This is a genomic window from Polaromonas sp. P4_F9 (genome assembly GCF_056401235.1).
The window spans coordinates 97,308-115,708 of the sequence record NZ_JBFUJT010000008.1 but is presented as its reverse complement, the minus strand read 5'-3'; the positions used below and the strand labels follow the sequence as shown (position 1 = coordinate 115,708).

Genomic DNA, 18,401 nt, shown 5'->3' with positions numbered 1-18,401 from the left:
TCGGCATGGGGCCTCAGGCCAGCTTGGCGGCAAAAAAGGCCAGCGAACGCTCGCGCGCCAGGTTGGCAGCCGCTTCGTTGTAGGAGCCGCGCTGGTCGCAATTGAAGCCGTGGTTGGCCGCGTACACATACACTTCCACTTCCGGGTGCGCCTTGGTGAACGCGGCAATGCCTTCCATCGGGATCCAGTGGTCCTGGTCACCGAAGTGCGCCATGACCGGGCACTGCGGCTGGCGCGCAATTTCGTCCTCGGCCGTGATGCCGCCACCGTAATAGGCGATGGCCGCGCTCAAGCCCTTGAGCATGCAGGCGGCATGCCAGGTCAGCAGCCCGCCCCAGCAAAACCCGATGATGCCCACCTTGCCGCCGCTGGTCTGGGCCGCATGGTCAATCGCCGCCTGAATGTCTGGCAGCACCCCGGCGCCCGGCAGCGCGGCCACGGCGGTTTTCAGCTCGAAGCCGGCCGTCATGTCGGCCTCGGTGTAGCCCAGATCCACGTCAGGTTTGACGCGCGCAAAGGTAGCCGGCGCCACCGCCAGATAGCCCTGCGCCGCGAAGCGGTCGGCAACGGCGCGGATGTGCGAGTTGACACCGAAGATTTCCTGCAGCACCACGACCGCGGCGCGGGGTGTGCCCTCGGGCTGTGCCACGTACGCCGGAACGGCGAAACCGTCGGCTGACTTGAGTTCAATGAATTGGCCCATGAGATGGATACTCCTCTGTTGGAAACCGGCGAAGCCGGGATTGAAAATCGAAATCAGGCCATGGAACGGCAAGGGGCCGGGTGCCCCGAAGTGACCCTAGCCGGCCTTGAGCTTGCGCTCCACAAAATCGAGCCTATCCTGACCCCAGAACAGCTCTCCGTCAACCACATAGCTGGGCGCGCCGAACACGCCGGCGTCAATGGCCCGCCGCGTATTGGCCTCGTAATGCGCCTGCACGGCCGGGTCGCGGGACTGCTCCAGGCGCCCGGCACTCAAACCGCATTCGGCAAGCAGTTCGGCCAGGACTTGCGCATCGGCGATGTTGCGCTCGCGCACCCACACCGCCGTGAAGATCGCGCCGCCTATTTTCATGGCCGCGTCGCTGCCGTCGTGCAGGTCCACCGCGATGATGAGGCGCGAGGCATCGTCCCCGGCCACCGGAAAGTATCTGGGCTTGAGGTTCAGCGGCATGCGCAGGTGGTCCGAGAAGCGCCGCAGCTCCAGCAGCCGGTAGGCCTGCCGCTGCGGGGCGCGCTCGCCCAGCGGCAGGCCGCCTGAAACGGGGAAAACCTTGCCGCCCAGGTCCACCGGCATCACGCGTACCAGCGCGCCGCTGGCACGGGCCATCTGCGCAAAGCGCTCATGCCCCAGGTAGGTCCATGGGCTCTGCGCCGAGAAGTAATAGTCCACTGATGAGCTCAAAACAGTCTCCGGTTGAAAGTGCGCGCCATCCGGCACCAATTAAAGTACATTGACCTGATTCAAGCCCGGTTTGTACACGGGATTGCCCTTTTTTGCAGGAGACAGGCCTTGTCCAAAGTTGTTCTGATTACCGGGGGCTCGCGCGGCATTGGCGCGGCGGCAGCCCTGCTGGTGGCCCGGCAGGGTTTTGCGGTTGCCGTCAACTACGCCAGCAATTCGATGGCGGCTGAGGCGGTGGTCCGGCAGATTCGCGAAGGCGGGGGCCAGGCCCTCAGCGTGCAGGCCGACGTGGCGAAGGAGCACGAGGTGCTGGCCATGTTCGAAACGGTCGATGCCAAACTCGGCCGCTTGAACGCACTGGTCAACAACGCGGGCGTCGTGGACCAGACCACGCGGGTCGACGGCATCACGCTGGAACGCCTCCAGCGCATGTTTGCAATCAATGTGTTCGGCTCTTTTCTCTGTGCCCGCGAAGCGGTCAAACGCATGAGCACGCGTTATGGCGGCAGCGGTGGCAGCATCGTCAATGTGTCCAGTGCCGCCGCCCGGCTCGGCTCGCCGGGCCAGTACGTGGACTATGCATCGGCCAAGGGCGCCATCGATACCTTCACCGTGGGGCTGGCGAAGGAAGTCGCCGCTGAAGGCATCCGGGTCAACGCGGTTCGCCCGGGCATCATCGAGACCGACATCCACGCCTCGGGCGGGCTGCCCAACCGCGCGCGCGACGTGGCGCCCCAGGTGCCGATGCAGCGCGCCGGTACTGCCCGGGAAGTGGCTGAATCGATCGTCTGGCTGCTGGGCGACCAGGCCAGCTACACCACGGGCGCCTTGCTTGACGTCACCGGCGGCCGCTGATGGATGGCATGGCCCCCGCGCTTTTCGCTTTGCGTAAGGCGCGAGGCCTTGCAGGCCGCGGCTCGCCAGACGCTTCGCCTCTGTCGCCTGTCCAAGCCTGCTCAAGCAGGCTTGGAGCCGCAGGCTCCAGCCCCTCGGGGGCTAATTTTCCCAGGGGCGGCCGTCGGAAAATTGCATGGACTCATTGAAAGAGCAATGATGGACTTCAAACCTTTGGTGACCCTGCTGGCCATCGTCAACCCGCTGGCCATCGTGCCGTTTTTTATTCACTACACACAGGATTTTTCAAAACCGCAGCGGCGGCGCACCATCGCCACGGCATCGTTCAGCGCCTTTGTCGTGATTGCCATCAGCGCCCTCGCGGGGCTGCAGATTCTCGAGTTCTTCAGCATCTCGCTGGCAAGCTTCCAGGTGGGCGGCGGCATGCTGCTGCTGATCAGTTCCATGAACATGCTCAATGCCCAGCCAGCCGAAGCCAAACCCAACACCCACGAGATGGAAGACGGGGCGGAAAAGGCGGCCAGGGGTGCCAGCATTGCCGTGGTGCCGCTGACCATCCCGCTGCTCACCGGCCCGGCCACCATGTCCACCGTGGTGATCTATGCGGAAAAGGCCAAGACGTTTTTCCAGCTCGGAACCCTGGTGGGCTACGGCGTGGTGATCGGCCTGGCGACGGCGTTGTGTTTTTCGCTGGCCGAACCGATTGCCCGCGTGCTGGGGAAAACCGGCATCAATGTCATGACACGCCTGATGGGACTGATACTGGCCGCGCTGGCCGTGGAAGTCATGGCCGACGGCCTGGGCAAACTGTTCCCCGTACTGCGCAGTTAAATGGCCCCCACGCTTTTCACTGCGTGTAATGCGCTGCCCCCCGAGGGGGCCGCCCGCCTGCGGCCCGGCAAAGCCGGTTCCGCGGCTCATGCTGGGTTGAAGAGTTCTGTGGGCGCGACCAGTGGGGTATTTCACCAGTGGGGGCCGCGGGTCCGGCTTCGCCGGCCCCAGGCGCCGCCCCCTTGAGGGGGGAACGGGCTACACGAAGTGAGCCCGGACGGGGGTGGTCTATTTTTTTCTCAGCAGCTTGACCAGCTGGTTGCTGGTGTTGCGCAAGCGTTGCGCCATCAGCTGGGTGATTTTCACCAACAGCTTGGCGCCCACGCCGGGGTGGTCGCGGATCAACCGGGCAATCTCATGGCGCCCCCACACACCGGCCTCTACGGCTTCGATCGCGGTGCAGCTGGCATAGCGCGGCTCGTTGTCGAGCATGGACATGTCACCCACGGCCGCGCCGCTGCGCACCACGGCCACCCGCGAGACCTGGGCCGGCGCACCTGCGTCCGCCGCATCGCCCTGCGGCTCGACGCGCTTGGTCACGTCGACGGTGCCTTTGAGGATCAGCATCATCCAGTCACCCGACTCGCCCTCCCGGATCATGACCTGGCCAGGCTCGGCACGCACCAGCAGCATGGAGGCGCCCAGGATATCTGCCTCCGCAGGGGTGAAGTCCTGCAGCAGCGGAGAATTCTGCAGCAGGCCGGGACCATAGGCGCTCAGCCGCTCGCAGCAGCCAAACACGCGCAGGCCGGCAGCGTCGAGTTGCTCTTGAAGTGTCTTCATGCGTGCCGCTGGTTTAGCGCGCGGGCGCCTGCTGCAACCACTGCTCCAGCTCCTCGATCGCCGCATCGGTGGCCGCCGTCAGCGCCCGCACGCCGCCGGGGGCATCCGCACTGGGCGCGGGACGCTGCACGATCACATGGCGCTGCGCCACCAGCTTTTCGCCGGCGGGCGTGACGTCCACCAGCGTGGCGCGCAGGCGAATCAGGCCGACACTGGCATCGGGTGCGGTGAAGAGGTGGCTGAACTCCTCAAGGTCCAGCCGCAGCAGCCGCGGAAGCACCGCGTTCTGGGTACGGTTAAGGGCCGCGCTCTCGCCGGCGTTGAACACCGCGCGGCGCTGGCTCAGCCGCTCGCGCAGGCGCTGGCGTATCAATTGTGCGGGCGGCATGCTCCAGCGCGCCTGGGAATAGGGGCGCAGCTGTTGTGCGTCCGCATAGGCCAGGCGGTAGAGCAGCGCCATGTTGTCCAGCGCGCCGCCACTGGTTCCGATGTCGTCGATCGCCAGCGGCGGCAAGGGCGCCTCGCGTGTGCCGGGATTCGTTGACAGCGCACCGGGCCCAAAGTCGTACATGGTGGCGCGCGTTGGCTTGTCCGGCAGGGCCGAGCAGCCGCCCAGCGCCAAGGCCACAGCCACCGAACAAAAAAGATATTTCATCCAGTAAAACCGCCCGGCATCAGCTATTGAATTCGCAACGTCTTGATGGGATTTGAAAAAAATCAGCCTCATTTTTTTTCTCCGTTGACGGAAAATCCTGCCTCGCCGGGACCGGGTACGGGCGGGCCATTGCCGAAAATCAGGGACTGCGGGTTGTCGTCCACCGCGTTCACGGTGCGGCGCAACTGGCGCATGGCACGCGCGGCCTCATCAGCCACTTCACCCAGCTTGGGCAGCGTGGCGGCACCGAAGGTTTCCACGCCCGCGGCCAGGGCCGTCCCGCCTTCAGAGAGCTTGTCGAGCGCTCCGCCTTTTTCGCTCAAGCGGGTGGCTGTCGTGCTGACGTCGTCTGCGGCCGTCTTGACGGATTTCAGCGTGACGGTGGCGTCGCGTGACAGGCCCAACAAGGTCGCCACCGTGGGCTCAAGACCCTTGGCCACGCGGTTGAGGCTGCCGGCCGCCTCGCCGAGTTGCGTGATGGCAGAGGTCGCGGCGGCCTGGTTCTCGTCGGACAGCAGCTTGTTCAGGCGTGTGCTGGCCTGCTCCACCTGGTCAAAGATCACATCGCTTTGCTTGAGCAGCTTGTCCAAGCCGCCCGGCTTGAGCGGTATGCGTGGCGGGTCTTCGTCGTTGGGCACCAGGCGTTCCGGCGAGGAGTCATCGTCGTCGAGCTGAATAAACCCCAGTCCCGTCACGCCCTGGGAGGCCACCGTGGCAAACGTCGATTTCGTCACGGGCGCGCTGCGGTCTATGGACACACGGAGCAGCACATTGCCCTTGACCTTGTCGTCAAAGCCGATCAACTCGACCTTGCCGACCGGTACGCCGCGAAAACGCACCGCGGCCTGGGGCTGCAGGCCCGAGACGCTTTCACCGGTACTCATTTCATACAGGTCGCGCTGGGTGTTGTCGCGCGTGAGCCAGATTGCCAGCAACACCAGCAGGGCAGTAACCACCAGCACAAAGGCGCCGGCGGCCATGGCATGGGCTTTGTTTTCCATCTTGAAGACCTTTCTGGTTTGCGCTAGACCGTGAAGGGGTATTCGCGCAGCAGTTCCATCGCGCGCTGGCCCCTTTCGCCGAGAAAAAATTCATGGATGAAAGGATGCGGGAAAGCCACCACTTCCCGCGGCACATCGTTCACGATGACACGCTGCTCGGCCAGCACGGCAATGCGGCTGCTGAGTTCAAACAGCGTATCGAGGTCGTGCGTGACCATCACCACGGTCAGCTCCATGTCCCGGTGCAGCGCGCGCAGCAAGGAGCAGAAACTGTCCGAGCTGTCGGGGTCCAGCCCCGCCGTGGGTTCGTCCAGCAGCAGCAGCGGTGGATCCATGATGAGGGCGCGGGCCAGCGCTACCCGCTTGACCATGCCGCCCGACAGGTCGCTGGGCATCTTGTCGGCCGTATCCGGGCTCAGGCCCACCATCTGCAGCTTGACCATGGCCGCTTCACGGATCAGTGCCAGCGGCAGGGTTTTGAGTTCGCGCAACGGGAAAGCGATGTTTTCGAGCACGGTGAAGGCCGAAAACAGCGCCCCCTGCTGAAACAGCATGCCGACACGCCGCGCCGCGCCGCGCTTGCCCAGTTCAGCGGCCGGTTTGCCCAGCACGGTGATCTCGCCACGCGTCGGCGTTTCGAGTCCCAGCATCTGCCGCAGCAACACCGTCTTGCCGGTGCCGGAGCCACCCACCAGCGACAGCACCTCGCCACGCACGACCGTCAAATCGAGGTCCTTGTGCACCACAGCTTTGCGGTCGCCGTTCTCAAAAACGGTCCACAGCTTTTTGATTTCAACGACAGCGTCAGTCATATCGAAACCCGTACCTGAAAAGTGATGGCGGCTCGCATCCGGGCGACAAGCGTGGGGGCTCTCCACCCCAGCCGGGGCCGCGGGACTGGCTTCGCCAGACCGCAGGCGCAGCGGCCCCCTCGGGGGGCAGCGCAGTACACGCAGTGACAAGCGTGGGGGCTCTCCACCCCAGCAGGGGCCGCGGGACTGGCTTTGCCAGACCGCAGGCGCAGCGGCCCCCTCGGGGGGCAGAGAGCTACACGCAGTGAGCGAACGTGGGGGCAATACTTCATATGCCCACGCTTTTAAACACGACCGCAAACAGCGCGTCCACCAGAATCACCACAGTGATCGACGTGACCACCGAGGCGGTGGTGCCCTGCCCCAGGCTCTCGGTATTGGGTTTGACACGCAGGCCGTAATGGCATCCCACCATGGCGATCAGCACGCCGAACACGACCGACTTGCCAGTGGCCAGCGTCAGGTTGGCGGCATCCACTGCCCGCGGCAGCGAGTTGATGAAGTACGAGGGCGTCACGCCCATGGAAATGTCGGCGGCCAGCATGCCGCCGAGCAGGGCGGCAATCGTGGTCCAGACGCTGATCAGCGGCATCACCACCGCCAATGCCAGCGCCCGCGGCATCACCAGCCGGAAGCCCCGGGCGATGCCCATGACCCGCATGGCATCGAGTTCTTCGGTCACGCGCATCACGCCAATCTGGGCGGTGATAGCGGAGCCGGAGCGCCCCGCAATAAGAATGGCCGCCAATACCGGCCCGAGTTCCCGGATCAGCGAGATGCCAAGAATGTTCACGATGTAGGCATCTGCTCCGAACTGGCGCAGCTGCTGCGAAATCAGGTAGGCCAGCACGACGCCGATCAGAAATCCCACCAGCGCGGTAATGGGCAGCGCCGTGGCGCCAATGTGGTACAGGTGACCCGAGAGGTCACGCCAGGGGCCCTCCCTCGGGTGCCGGACAAGCCGGATGATGTCGAGCAGCAACTGGCCCACCAGGCGCACCAGGCCCTTGCTGTGGTCGACCAGGCCCAGCGCCCGGTTGCCAAGCACCACCAGGAGGTCCTTCCAGTCGGACCCGCGTGGTTTTGGCGGGTCGACCGCGAATTTGGCCACGGTCTCCAGCACCGCGCGCTGGCTGGGTTCGACCTGCAGCTGTGCCGGCCAGTCGCGGCCCCAGTGATTCCACAGCACCTGCGCACCGAGGTGGTCGAGCTTGTCGACCAGGCTCAAATCCCAGCGGACGGCTGACGCCTCGCCAGAGGGCGCGGTATGGCGACGCAGGGTGTCGAACTGTGCTGTCAGGGCGTCCCACACCGGCTGGCCCGTGAGGCCCGACGCCGTCCACGCCCCGCGCACGACAAACAGCCGGCCTTCGGGCGTGTCCTGCTGTTCAATGCGGGGAGTGGATTCTTCCATAAGCATGAATGAGCCGGGACGCGGGCCGGCGACCTTTGCATATGCGTCCAGCGCAAAATTGTCATGGTAACTGCTGCCAATACCCATTCGGGCAGATGCGCACGGTCTGTCGCTCTGGTCCTACAGCAGGGTTGCCGCCACCGGGGCCAGCGGGTAATCCCCGCCGCGGGGCCGGCCAGCTTTTGCCACAATCTGAAGCTGGTCAGTTCTGCGTTAGGCAAGGCAGGCAGTATCCCCCGCTACCCCGCCCAAAACAAGTCACCCCACAGCCCCCACCGGGGCCGCAAGACCAGAAGCACACCCATGCAAGACGAGAACCAGGTTTTTGACTACATCATCATTGGCGCCGGCACGGCCGGTTGCCTGCTGGCCAACCGCCTGAGCGCCGACGCCTCCAAACGCGTGCTGCTGATCGAGGCCGGCCGCAAGGACGATTACCACTGGATCCACATTCCCGTGGGTTATCTGCACTGCATTGGCAACCCGCGTACCGACTGGCTGTACAACACCGAGCCGGACGCCGGCCTGAATGGCCGGGCGCTACGCTACCCGCGCGGAAAGACGCTGGGCGGCTGCTCGAGCATCAACGGCATGATTTACATGCGCGGCCAGGCACGCGACTATGACCAGTGGGCGGAACTGACCGGCGACAGCGCCTGGCGCTGGGACAACGCCCTGCCTCATTTCAAGCTGCATGAAGACTACTACAAGGGCGCGGACGCCATGCACGGCGCACGCGGCACCGCCCCCGAGCTGATGCAGGACAAGCTCAACCCCTACCAGAAGCTGCTGCGCCACCGCAATGCGGGCGGCGAATGGCGCATCGAAAAACAGCGGCTGCGCTGGGACATCCTGGATGCGTTTGCCGAGGCTGCTACCCAAGCCGGCATTCCGGCCACCCCGGACTTCAACCGGGGCGACAACGAAGGCGTGGGCTACTTCGAGGTCAACCAGAAAAACGGCTGGCGCTGGAACACCGCCAAGGCCTTCTTGCGGCCGGCCTGCTATGGCCGGCCCAATTTTGAACTCTGGACCAGCGCCCAGGTGTGCAAGCTGGTGATCGAGCCGCAGCCCGATGGCAGCCAGCGCTGTACCGGAGTCGAGGTGTGGACCGGGCAGGGGCGCATCACCGCGCTGGCCACCCGGGACTCGGAACACATGGGCGAAGTCATCCTGTGCGCCGGCAGCATCGGCTCGCCGCAAATTCTGCAGCTCTCGGGCTTCGGCCCGGCCGCCCTGCTGCAGCAGCACGGCATTCCCGTGGTGCAGGACCTGCCCGGTGTCGGCGCCAACCTGCAGGACCACCTGCAGATCCGCTCGGTCTACAAGGTGCAGGCCCTGGAAGGCGGCAAACGCTGGGGCCTGTCGCTCAACACCATGGCCAACTCGCTGTGGGGCAAGGCCCGCATCGGGCTCGAATATGCGTTTCGCCAGACCGGTCCGATGAGCATGGCGCCGTCGCAACTGGGCGCCTTCACGCGTAGCTCGCCCGAGCATCCCTACCCGAACATCGAGTACCACGTGCAGCCGCTGTCGCTCGATGCCTTTGGCGAACCGTTGCACAATTTCAATGCCTTCACGGCGAGCGTGTGCAACCTCAACCCGACCAGCCGCGGCACCGTGCACATCAAGAGCGGCCATTTTGAGGACGCCCCGGCCATCGCCCCCAATTACCTGAGCACGGCGGAGGACCGCCAGGTGGCAGCGGACTCGCTGCGCGTGACGCGCCGCATTGTCAGCCAGAGCGCGCTGGCCAAATACCGGCCTGAAGAATTCAAGCCGGGCGTGCAGTTCCAGACCGACGAAGAACTTGCGCGGCTGGCCGGCGACATTGCCACCACCATCTTCCACCCGGTCGGCACCACCAAAATGGGCCGCAGCGACGACCCCCTCGCGGTGGTGGACTCGCACCTGCGGGTACGCGGCGTTCGTGGCCTGCGCGTCGTCGATGCCGGGGTGATGCCGCTGATCACCAGCGGAAATACCAACTCGCCCACGCTGATGATCGCGGAGAAGGCGGCGCAATGGATACGCGAAGGGGTGTGAATCCGCCGGGCGGGCGGCCGGGGGCATGGCTGGTTTGTCGCTGGTTTGTTCCATAAGCCGCGTTGGCGGGCAATAATGGACGCCAGCCCCCATTGAGCCCCCGCAACACCTCGATGCCCCATGCCCCACCGTCAACTTTCGCTGGAACTGGAGAAACTGCGGCAGCTTTACCTGTCCAGGTTGCCGCAGGAGGTGCAGCAGCTGCAGGGCGCGCTCAGCCAGTTCAGACAGCACGACGACACCGACGCACGCACCGACGCGCTGGCGCGGGCGCACAAGCTCACCGGCTCTGGCGGCACCTTTGGTTTTCCGCAGATCAGCGCGGCCGCCGGCGCGCTGGAGCAGGCGCTGGTGCGCTGCCAGGACACGGGGCTGGCACCCGGACCCGAGGACGCCGGCCTGCTGGACACCGGCCTGCAAGCGCTGCTGGCCGCGCTGGCGCTGGCGCAAGCCGGGCCCCCAGCGGCGGCTTCGCAGGCATCAAAACCCGCGCCAGACGCGCAGCCCCCTGCCCGCCTGATCGACATCATCGAACCCGATCCGGACGTGGCCGACGACCTGGTGCGCCAGCTGGGTCAATCGGGCTATCGCGGCCGGGTCTTTGACAGTCCCTCAAAGCTGGCCGCCAGCCCGGCCGGCAGCGCGGCAGCGGCCATCCTGGCCAACGTGAGCCTGCCCGAAGAGGAGGAACTCGTGCTGCGCGCGCTGGCCCGGCCCGGCCCCGGCGCTTCGGCGGGGGTGCCGTTGATCTTCATGGCGGGAAATACGGATTTCCAGGCCCGGCTGCGTGCCGTAAGGGCGGGCGGTGTCGGCTATTTGCCCCACCCACTGGATGTGCGTTCGCTGCTCGGTTTCCTGGACCGCATCACCTCCGACGAGCCGTCCAGGCCTTACCGCGTGCTGATCATCGAGGACGATGAACGTCTGGCCGGTTTTTATGCCGAGGTGCTGCAATCGGCCGGCATGGAAACCGCCATCGTGACCGATCCCACCACCGTGACGGGCCCGCTCACGGCGTTTCGTCCCGACCTCATCACCTGCGACATCTACATGCCCGACTGCAACGGCATGGAACTGGCCGCGCTGATTCGCCAGCAGGAGGAGTTTGTCCGCATCCCCATCGTCTTTCTTTCCACGGAGACCAGCCTGGACAAGCAGTCGCAGGCGCTCAAGCAGGGCGGCGACGACTTCATCATCAAGCCCGTCGAGCCCGCCAACCTGATCGCGGCGGCGCAAAGCCGGGCGCGTCGCTACCGCAGCCTGCTGGCCGCGGAAGACACGCTGCGCATCAGCGAAGAGCGTTTTCGCCTGGTCTTTGAAACCAGCCTGGACGGTTTCATCCAGACGCAGGCGGATGGCACCATTGTCTCGGCCAACCAGGCCGCCTGCAACATGTTTGGCATGACCGAGCAGGACTTGCGCCATGCCGGGCTCGCCGGCCTCGTGGACGACGCCGGCCTGCAGGACATGCGGGACAGTCCCGAAAAATACCGGGGCGAGCTCATGTGCGTGCGTCGCAACGGCGTGAAATTTCCGGTCGAAATTTCAGCATCGCAGCACGTCAGCAGCCACGGCGATATCCAGGGCAGCATCATCTTGCGCGACATCACCGAGCGAAAGGTCGCCGAAGACAACATCATGCGGCTCAACACCGAACTCGAACAACGGGTGGAACGGCGAACCGCTGCGCTGACAGCGGCCAACCAGGAACTGCAGGCTTTTTCGCATTCGCTGGCCCACGACCTGCGGCAACCCTATATTGCCATCAATGGCCTGGCGAGCCTGCTGGAGCGGGAAATGGCGGCCCACCTGACAGCGCGCGGCAAGGATTACCTGAGCCGCATACGCGCCGGCGTCAGCCAGATGAACGACCGCACCGACAGCCTGCTGTCGCTGGCCCAGCTGTCGCAGGCGACGACCCGACCCGAAAAGGTGGACCTGGCGGCAATCTGCACCACCGTGCTGGCCACGCTTCAGGCCAAGGAGCCGGGGCGCCACGTTCAAACCGAGGTCGAGGCGCCGCTGGAAGCCGACGGCGATGCCAGCCTGCTCCAGCACCTGCTCGGGCATTTGCTCGGTAACGCCTGGAAGTTCACGTCCCGGCAGGCCAGCGCCCTCATCCGCGTCAGCAGCCAGCCCGACTCCGACGGGAAGACGGTTTACTGCATCGCGGACAACGGCGCCGGTTTTGAAATGGCCTATGTCGACAAGCTGTTTGGTGCCTTCCAGCGGTTGCATTCCCCTTCGGAGTTTTCAGGCGCCGGCATTGGCCTGGCGATGGCGCACCGCATCGTCACGCGGCACGGCGGACGGATCTGGGCCGAATCGGCGCCCGAGCAGGGTGCGCGCTTTTACTTCACGCTGGGCAGCTAAAGCGAAAGCGTCTTGGCGTGAAAAGACCGATGTCGCCCGAAAAGGTTCGGGAAACTCCTAATGCACTGTCTCAGTGCGCAGGCTATATTAAGGGTCTTGCTGACGAGCCCTGCTGCTCGCAACGCGAGGAGCCGAGGAGACACGAAGAGCAATTACAAAGCAAACAAACATTCCACAAGGTGTTTTTTTGACAAAGCGCTGGCAACCCCAGCGCTTTTTTTATGCCCGTTCGCCTGCCACTCGCTTTACCCAAAAGCCCCTGTGACCCATGATCCACTGTAGTCGTCAGCTATCAATTAAATAGCAACGAACCATTTCGGTGCGATGAGACAATCGGCAGTCATGGAATTGCTGATTGTTACCTGCGCATCCCTGCTGGCCGGTTTTGTGGATGCCATCGTCGGAGGCGGCGGCCTGATTCTGGTGCCCGCCCTGTTCGCCATCTTTCCCACCGCCCAGCCGGCCACGCTGTTTGGCGTCAACAAGGGGGCCTCCGTCTGGGGCACGGCGGTGGCCACCGTCCAGTTTGCGCGCCGGGTCGATATGCGCTGGGCGGCCCTGCTGCCGGCTGCAGCGGCCGGTTTTGCCGCCTCTTTGGCCGGCGCCTGGCTGGTGACCCTCATTTCGGCGGGCTTTTTGCGCAAGGCCCTGCCCCTCGTGCTGGTAGGGGTGCTGATCTACACGCTGGCCCGCAAGGATCTGGGGCGCCACCATACACCGCGCTTTACCGGCCGCGCCGAAACGGCAGCGACCTGCTGCATCGGGCTGGTGCTGGGCTTTTACGACGGGTTTTTTGGCCCCGGCACCGGCAGCTTCCTGGTATTTTTATTTGTGCGCTGGCTGGGCTACGACTTCCTGAATGCGGCGGCCTCCGCCAAGTTGCTCAATATCGCCACCAATCTGGCCGCGCTGGCGCTGTTTGCCTGGAAAGGCCATGTCTGGTGGCATTTCGCCCTGACCATGGCCGTGGCCAACGTGGTGGGCAGTTTGCTGGGCACCCGGCTGGCACTCCGGCATGGCGCCGGCTTTGTGCGCAGCATTTTTATTGTGGTGGTCAGCGCGCTGATTCTGAAGACAGCGTTTGATGCTTTTCTGAAATAGCACCCATGTAAGCACCCACATACTCGCGAGCGCAACAGGGCCGAACAGGGCCGGTCAGCCCCGCCGGATACTAGCGCGGCGGGATGCCCGGGGCCGACGCAGGCCTCGCCGCGGGCTTGCCAGCCACCGGCACCACGCCCTCGGTCTTGGCGACAGCAGCCGCCGCCGGCGCCTCCGCGCCGGGTGCGTCCGGCATCGCCGGCACACCGGCTACCGGCAAGGCCGCGATGTCGGCCGCGCGGCGCGGCTTGCCAATGGGTGCTGCGGCCAGCCCTTTTTGCACGGCAGCCATGTCCTCCTCGCTCGGGTACTGGCCCAGCAGCAGGTAGTCAAAGGCCCGGCGTGCAATGGGCGCGGCCGCGCCTGCACCCCAGCCGGCGTTTTCCACGATCACCGCCAGTGCGATTTGGGGAGCCTCGGCGGGAGCCACGGCGATATACAGCGCGTGGTCGCGCTGGTGCTCTTCCATCTTGGCGCTGTTGTACTTGCTGCCTTTCGGGGCCCCCACGGCCTGGGCCGTACCGGTTTTGCCGCCGCTCAGGTAGCCGGCGCCGGCAAATACCCTGGCCGAGGTTCCCCCCTGCACAACACCCGCCAGCGCCTTGCGGATAACCGCCACATTCTCGGGCTTGTAGCCCAGATCTTCAGGAGGGGCCACCGGCAGCGGGTGCATCGTGCGCGTCACCGGGTCCTGCGTGCCAATGATCAGGCGCGGCTTGTATTTAATCCCGTTATTGGCCAGCGCAGCGGTGGCCTGCGCCAGTTGCAGCATGGTGAAACTGTTGTAGCCCTGCCCAATACCCAGCGAAATGGTTTCGCCGGCAAACCATTTCTGCTGTTCCGGCCTTTTGAAGTAGCTGCGCTTCCAGGCCTGGCTGGGCAGCACGCCGCGCACTTCGCCATTGATGTCGATACCGGTGATCTGGCCAAAGCCCAGCGGCTTCATGAAGTCGTGCATCGCATCCACGCCGATTTCGTTGGCCAGCGAGTAGAAGTAAACGTTGCTCGACTCCACAATGGCCCGGTGCATGTCCATGATGCCGCCCTTCTCATTCTCGGGGCTGCCAAACCGGCGGCCGCCGAACATGTAGAAACCGGGGTCGTTGATCAGGGTTCCAGGGGCCCGCGCGCCGAGCTGCAGGGCGGCCAGGGCCATGAACGGTTTATAGGTGGAGCCCGGCGGGTAGGTGCCACGCAATGCCCGGTTGAGCAGCGGCTTGTCAATCGATTCGTTGAGGGCCTCCCAGCTCTCGGAGTCGATACCGTCGACAAAAAGGTTGGGGTCGAAGGTCGGCTTGCTCACAAACGCCAGCACGTCGCCGGTTTTCGGATCCAGCGCCACCAGCGCGCCGCGCCGGTCCCCGAACATGTCTTCCACCAGCTTCTGCAGCTTGATGTCGATGGACAGCATGACCGTGTCGCCGGGGATGGCCGGATTGCTGGCCAGCCGGCGCACGGCCCTCCCACCTGCGGAGGTCTCGACCTGCTCGACCCCCGTGATGCCGTGCAGCTGCTTTTCAAAACTCTGTTCCACGCCTAGCTTGCCGATGTAGTCCGTGCCGCGGTAGTTGCCCTGGTCATCGCCTTCGTCAATGCGCTCTTTTTCGCTCTGGTTGATGCGGCCGATGTAGCCCACCACATGGCTGCCGAGCTCGCCGTACGGGTAGCTGCGGAACAGCCGCGCCTTGATGTCGACGCCCGGAAAGCGAAAACGCTGCGCGGCAAACCGGGCCACTTCCACATCGGTCAGGCGGGTGCGGATGGGCAGCGACTCAAAATTTTTAGCCTCTTCGCGCAGGCGCTTGAAGCGCCGCTTGTCGCGCAGCTGGATGTCCACCACCTTTTCCAGCGCCGCAATGGTTTCCTCCAGATTCTCCACCTTGGAAGGCGTGATCTCCAGCGTATAGGCCGAGTAGTTGCTGGCCAGCACGACGCCGTTGCGGTCCAGGATCAACCCGCGGTTGGGCACGATGGGCACGATGGCCGTGCGGTTGCTTTCGGCCTGCTCGCTCAGGTCGGTGTGGCGGAACACCTGCAGGTAAACCAGCCGCGCCGCCAGCAGCGCAAAGGCGCAAAGCACGGCCAGGCTCGCAATCAGCACGCGCGCGCGAAAGCGGAACAGGTCGGCCTCGACGTTGCGCAGCTCAGTCATGGCAATGCGACTCTACAGCCGCAGCAAAGTGCCCGCAATCCCCGTTCTTTTCTGCTGCAAACGCAAAGGCAATGCGAAGCGAGCCGACCGAAGGCCAGTCCGAGCCGCGGAACCGGCTTTGCCGGGCCGCAGGCGGGGCGGCCCCCTCGGGGGGCAGCGTATTACACGAAGTGAAAAGCGTGGGGGCCATTACAGAGGCCGGTTCTCGTCCGGGTTCGGGGCGCGGCGTTGCGGCACCAGCAGCAAGATGCTGACGACGGGCCACAGCAGGGCTTCGGCCAGCGGTGCCAGCAGCATGATCCAGCCCGGGAAAATGCCGCCGCCGATCATGCGGATGATCAGTTCCACGCCATGGGCCACCGCAAACAGCGGCAACACCTGCACCGCCTGCGACGGCACGGAGAACCACAGCAGGCGGCGGTGAATCATGGTCGCAAAAAAGCTCAGCGCGGTGTAGGACAGCGCATGCTGCCCCAGCAGGGAAGACTGGTGCACGTCCATGGCCAGGCCAAACATGAACGCCAGGCCAATGCCCACGCGCAGCGGCTGGTGCACGTTCCAGAAGACCAGCACCAGCGCCATGAAGTCGGGCATCCAGGGCACGCGCCCCAGCGGCAGCATGTCCAGCAGCAAGGCCGCGATCAGGCTGAACCAGATGAAGACCGGGTTGGCGGGCAGCAGCAGCTGCTGGCCGGAGCGCATGATCATTTGGCGGCTCCCTTCTTTTTGCCGACGACTTGCGCTGCATCGGCCTCGGGCCGCGGCACTATCTGGCCCGAGACGGGCTTGACCACCATGACATGCCGCGCACCTGTCACCAGCGCCTGCGGCGTGCAGTAAATCTTGGCGAAAGCCGATTCGGCGCGCCGCTCAATCCGGGTGATGGTCGCTACCGGCAGGCCCGGCGGGTAGACGCCGTCGACCCCGCTGGTGGTCAGCATGTCGCCCTGTTGCACGTCGGAGTTGCTGCCCATGAAGCGCAGTTCCAGACCGCTGCCCCCCAGGACAGGGTCGCCATAGGCCACGCTGCGCGCGCCCGTCCGCACATTGAGCACGGGAATGGCCAGGTCGCGGTCCACCACGAGTGTGACTTCGCTCACCAGCGGGTGCACGCGGGTGACCTGACCCAGCACGCCGGACTCATCGACCACGGGCGAACCGAGGTCTACGCCCTGCGCCATGCCCTTGTCGATGATGACCTTGCGGGTGTAAGGATCCGCCGCGTCGTACAGCACCTCGGCGGCCACGACCTGGGTGGCGAGCTGCTCACGCAGGCCCAGCAGTTTGCGCAATCGGCTGTTCTCCTGCGTCAGCTGCTCCACCTGGCCGGCGCGCAGCGATTGCAGGGCCAGTTTTTTGCGGGCGTCCTCGCTGCTGGACTGGGCCTGGTTCAGGCCGATGAAATAGTCGCTGCCGCTCTTGACCGCACGCACCGGCTGCAGCGCCAGCCACTGCACCGGGTAGAGTGCGGTAGCGAGCGCCGCGCGCACCGGCTGCGTGATGCGAAAGCGCGTGTCCGCCACCATCAGGAACAGCGACAACGCGCTGAAGAACATCAGCTTGGACAGCGCCGACGGCCCCTGCTTGAAAAAGGGCGGCGGGGATCTGTCTAGGGTTCCTAAGGGCATGGTGCGCTGTCAGGCTGGCCCTGCTTCATGCGATGTGCGTATGGGCGAAGGCGGGCTGGTGAAGGACGGCGGTCGGGTCGGGCCTTATTCCGAGGTGAAGATGGAACCCAGGCGATCCATGCGCTCCAGCGCAATGCCGCAACCACGCACCACGCAAGTCAGCGGATCTTCCGCCACCAGCACTGGCAGGCCGGTTTCTTCGGCCAGCAGGCGGTCCAGGTCGCGCAGCAGGGCGCCACCGCCGGTCAGCATCATGCCGCGCTCGGCGATGTCCGCGCCCAGCTCGGGCGGGGTTTGTTCGAGCGCGTTTTTGACGGCGCTGACGATGTTGTTGAGCGGATCCGTCAGGGCTTCCAGAATTTCGTTGCTCGAAATGGTGAAGCTGCGCGGCACGCCTTCGGACAGGTTGCGGCCCTTGACTTCCATCTCCTTGACCTCGGAGCCGGGAAAGGCCGAGCCGATGCTTTTCTTGATGGCCTCGGCGGTGGGCTCGCCAATCAGCATGCCGTAGTTGCGGCGGATGTAGTTGATGATGGCCTCGTCGAAACGGTCGCCGCCGACGCGCACGCTGCCCTTGTAGACCATGCCACCCAGCGAGATCACGCCGACTTCGGTGGTGCCGCCGCCGATGTCGACCACCATGGAGCCGCTGGCCTCGGACACCGGCAGGCCCGCGCCAATCGCGGCGGCCATCGGCTCCTCAATCAAATAGACGTCGCTGGCGCCGGCGCCCAGGGCGCTTTCACGGATGGCGCGGCGCTCGACCTGGGTCGAACCGCAGGGCACGCAGATGATGATGCGCGGGCTGGGCTTGAGCAGGCTGCGCGGGTGCACCATCTTGATGAACTGCTTGAGCATCTGCTCGGTCACCGTGAAGTCGGCAATCACGCCGTCCTTCATCGGGCGGATGGCTTCGATGTTGCCGGGCACCTTGCCCAGCATGGCCTTGGCCTCGTGGCCGACAGCCTGGATGGTTTTTTTGCCTTGGGGGCCGCCTTCATGGCGAATCGCCACCACGGAAGGCTCATCAAGCACAATGCCGCGGTCACGTACAAAAATCAGGGTGTTGGCGGTACCGAGGTCAATCGCCAGGTCGGTAGAAAAATACCGACGGAATGCTTCAAACATATGCAGGAATCCGGTTGGTGCATGAGCAAACTGGGTTGCCCGATCGCTTTTTTATGATGAACCAAGTATGAGAAAGTGGGGCCAAAGCTGTCCGAAAGCTTGTCTCCAGCACTCAAAAAGCGCCTACGGAGTGCATCCAGCCATGATTTCACACCAAAGGCGGGATAATAACGCATCCCCTGTGAATCAATGGCGCCGCTGCGGCGTTTTTTCAGCT

The 18,401-nt window shown here is 64.8% G+C and carries 16 protein-coding genes; 5 read left to right on the top strand and 11 right to left on the bottom strand.

The genetic code is table 11. The annotated features are described in order from the left end of the window. Positions 1–13 precede the first annotated feature (13 nt). A complete protein-coding gene (locus AC1DUB_RS09290) occupies positions 14–703 on the bottom strand; it encodes a dienelactone hydrolase family protein (protein ID WP_477729322.1) in 690 nt (229 codons plus the stop codon). A gap of 96 nt (positions 704–799) precedes the next feature. Then, the gene (locus AC1DUB_RS09285; protein WP_477729321.1) at positions 800–1,405 is read right to left on the bottom strand and encodes a DsbA family protein; all 606 of its coding nucleotides are present in this window, start codon (positions 1,403–1,405) and stop codon (positions 800–802) included. A gap of 108 nt (positions 1,406–1,513) precedes the next feature. Between AC1DUB_RS09285 and AC1DUB_RS09280 the strand changes: the two genes are divergently transcribed. Both AC1DUB_RS09280 and AC1DUB_RS09275 read left to right on the top strand, forming a co-directional pair. Next, positions 1,514–2,260, top strand: a complete 747-nt coding sequence (locus AC1DUB_RS09280; protein ID WP_477729320.1) for an SDR family oxidoreductase — start codon at positions 1,514–1,516, stop codon at positions 2,258–2,260. A gap of 198 nt (positions 2,261–2,458) precedes the next feature. Continuing rightward, positions 2,459–3,091 (top strand): MarC family protein, encoded by a 633-nt coding sequence (locus tag AC1DUB_RS09275; RefSeq protein ID WP_477729367.1) that lies wholly within the window; start codon positions 2,459–2,461, stop codon positions 3,089–3,091. Between the two features lie 228 nt (positions 3,092–3,319). Here the strand turns inward: AC1DUB_RS09275 and AC1DUB_RS09270 are convergent, their stop codons facing one another. From AC1DUB_RS09270 to AC1DUB_RS09250, 5 genes are all read right to left on the bottom strand, one after another. Then, entirely contained in the window at positions 3,320–3,874 is a 555-nt protein-coding gene (locus AC1DUB_RS09270) for a Crp/Fnr family transcriptional regulator (protein ID WP_477729319.1), read from the bottom strand. 13 nt (positions 3,875–3,887) lie between these two features. Beyond that, positions 3,888–4,529, bottom strand: a complete 642-nt coding sequence (locus AC1DUB_RS09265; RefSeq protein WP_477721708.1) for an ABC-type transport auxiliary lipoprotein family protein — start codon at positions 4,527–4,529, stop codon at positions 3,888–3,890. 68 nt (positions 4,530–4,597) lie between these two features. After that, entirely contained in the window at positions 4,598–5,530 is a 933-nt protein-coding gene (locus tag AC1DUB_RS09260; protein ID WP_477729318.1) for an MlaD family protein, read from the bottom strand. A gap of 23 nt (positions 5,531–5,553) precedes the next feature. Further along, a complete protein-coding gene (locus AC1DUB_RS09255) occupies positions 5,554–6,342 on the bottom strand; it encodes an ABC transporter ATP-binding protein (RefSeq protein WP_477720185.1) in 789 nt (262 codons plus the stop codon). 268 nt (positions 6,343–6,610) lie between these two features. After that, positions 6,611–7,756 (bottom strand): MlaE family ABC transporter permease, encoded by a 1,146-nt coding sequence (locus AC1DUB_RS09250; RefSeq protein WP_477720186.1) that lies wholly within the window; start codon positions 7,754–7,756, stop codon positions 6,611–6,613. Between the two features lie 303 nt (positions 7,757–8,059). Between AC1DUB_RS09250 and AC1DUB_RS09245 the strand changes: the two genes are divergently transcribed. The 3 genes from AC1DUB_RS09245 (at position 8,060) to AC1DUB_RS09235 (ending at position 13,276) form a co-directional block, all read left to right on the top strand. After that, the gene (locus tag AC1DUB_RS09245; protein ID WP_477729317.1) at positions 8,060–9,802 is read left to right on the top strand and encodes a GMC family oxidoreductase; all 1,743 of its coding nucleotides are present in this window, start codon (positions 8,060–8,062) and stop codon (positions 9,800–9,802) included. A 120-nt stretch (positions 9,803–9,922) separates the two neighbouring features. Continuing rightward, positions 9,923–12,175, top strand: coding sequence for a response regulator (locus AC1DUB_RS09240; protein WP_477729316.1), 2,253 nt, complete (start codon positions 9,923–9,925; stop codon positions 12,173–12,175). Positions 12,176–12,517: 342 nt separating this feature from the next. Next, positions 12,518–13,276 (top strand): TSUP family transporter, encoded by a 759-nt coding sequence (locus tag AC1DUB_RS09235; protein ID WP_477720189.1) that lies wholly within the window; start codon positions 12,518–12,520, stop codon positions 13,274–13,276. A gap of 70 nt (positions 13,277–13,346) precedes the next feature. On the opposite strand, the gene mrdA is transcribed toward AC1DUB_RS09235, so the two are convergent. The 4 genes from mrdA to AC1DUB_RS09215 form a co-directional block, all read right to left on the bottom strand. Beyond that, a complete protein-coding gene (gene mrdA / locus AC1DUB_RS09230; protein ID WP_477729315.1) occupies positions 13,347–15,428 on the bottom strand; it encodes a penicillin-binding protein 2 in 2,082 nt (693 codons plus the stop codon). Between the two features lie 189 nt (positions 15,429–15,617). Then, positions 15,618–16,136, bottom strand: coding sequence for a rod shape-determining protein MreD (gene mreD / locus AC1DUB_RS09225; RefSeq protein ID WP_477729314.1), 519 nt, complete (start codon positions 16,134–16,136; stop codon positions 15,618–15,620). Next, complete coding sequence (gene mreC, locus AC1DUB_RS09220) at positions 16,133–17,056, bottom strand: rod shape-determining protein MreC (RefSeq protein WP_477729313.1); 924 nt, start codon at positions 17,054–17,056, stop codon at positions 16,133–16,135. Before mreC ends, mreD begins: the two co-directional genes overlap by 4 nt. 84 nt (positions 17,057–17,140) lie before the next feature. After that, the gene (locus AC1DUB_RS09215; protein WP_007872262.1) at positions 17,141–18,184 is read right to left on the bottom strand and encodes a rod shape-determining protein; all 1,044 of its coding nucleotides are present in this window, start codon (positions 18,182–18,184) and stop codon (positions 17,141–17,143) included. Between the last annotated feature and the right edge of the window lie 217 nt (positions 18,185–18,401).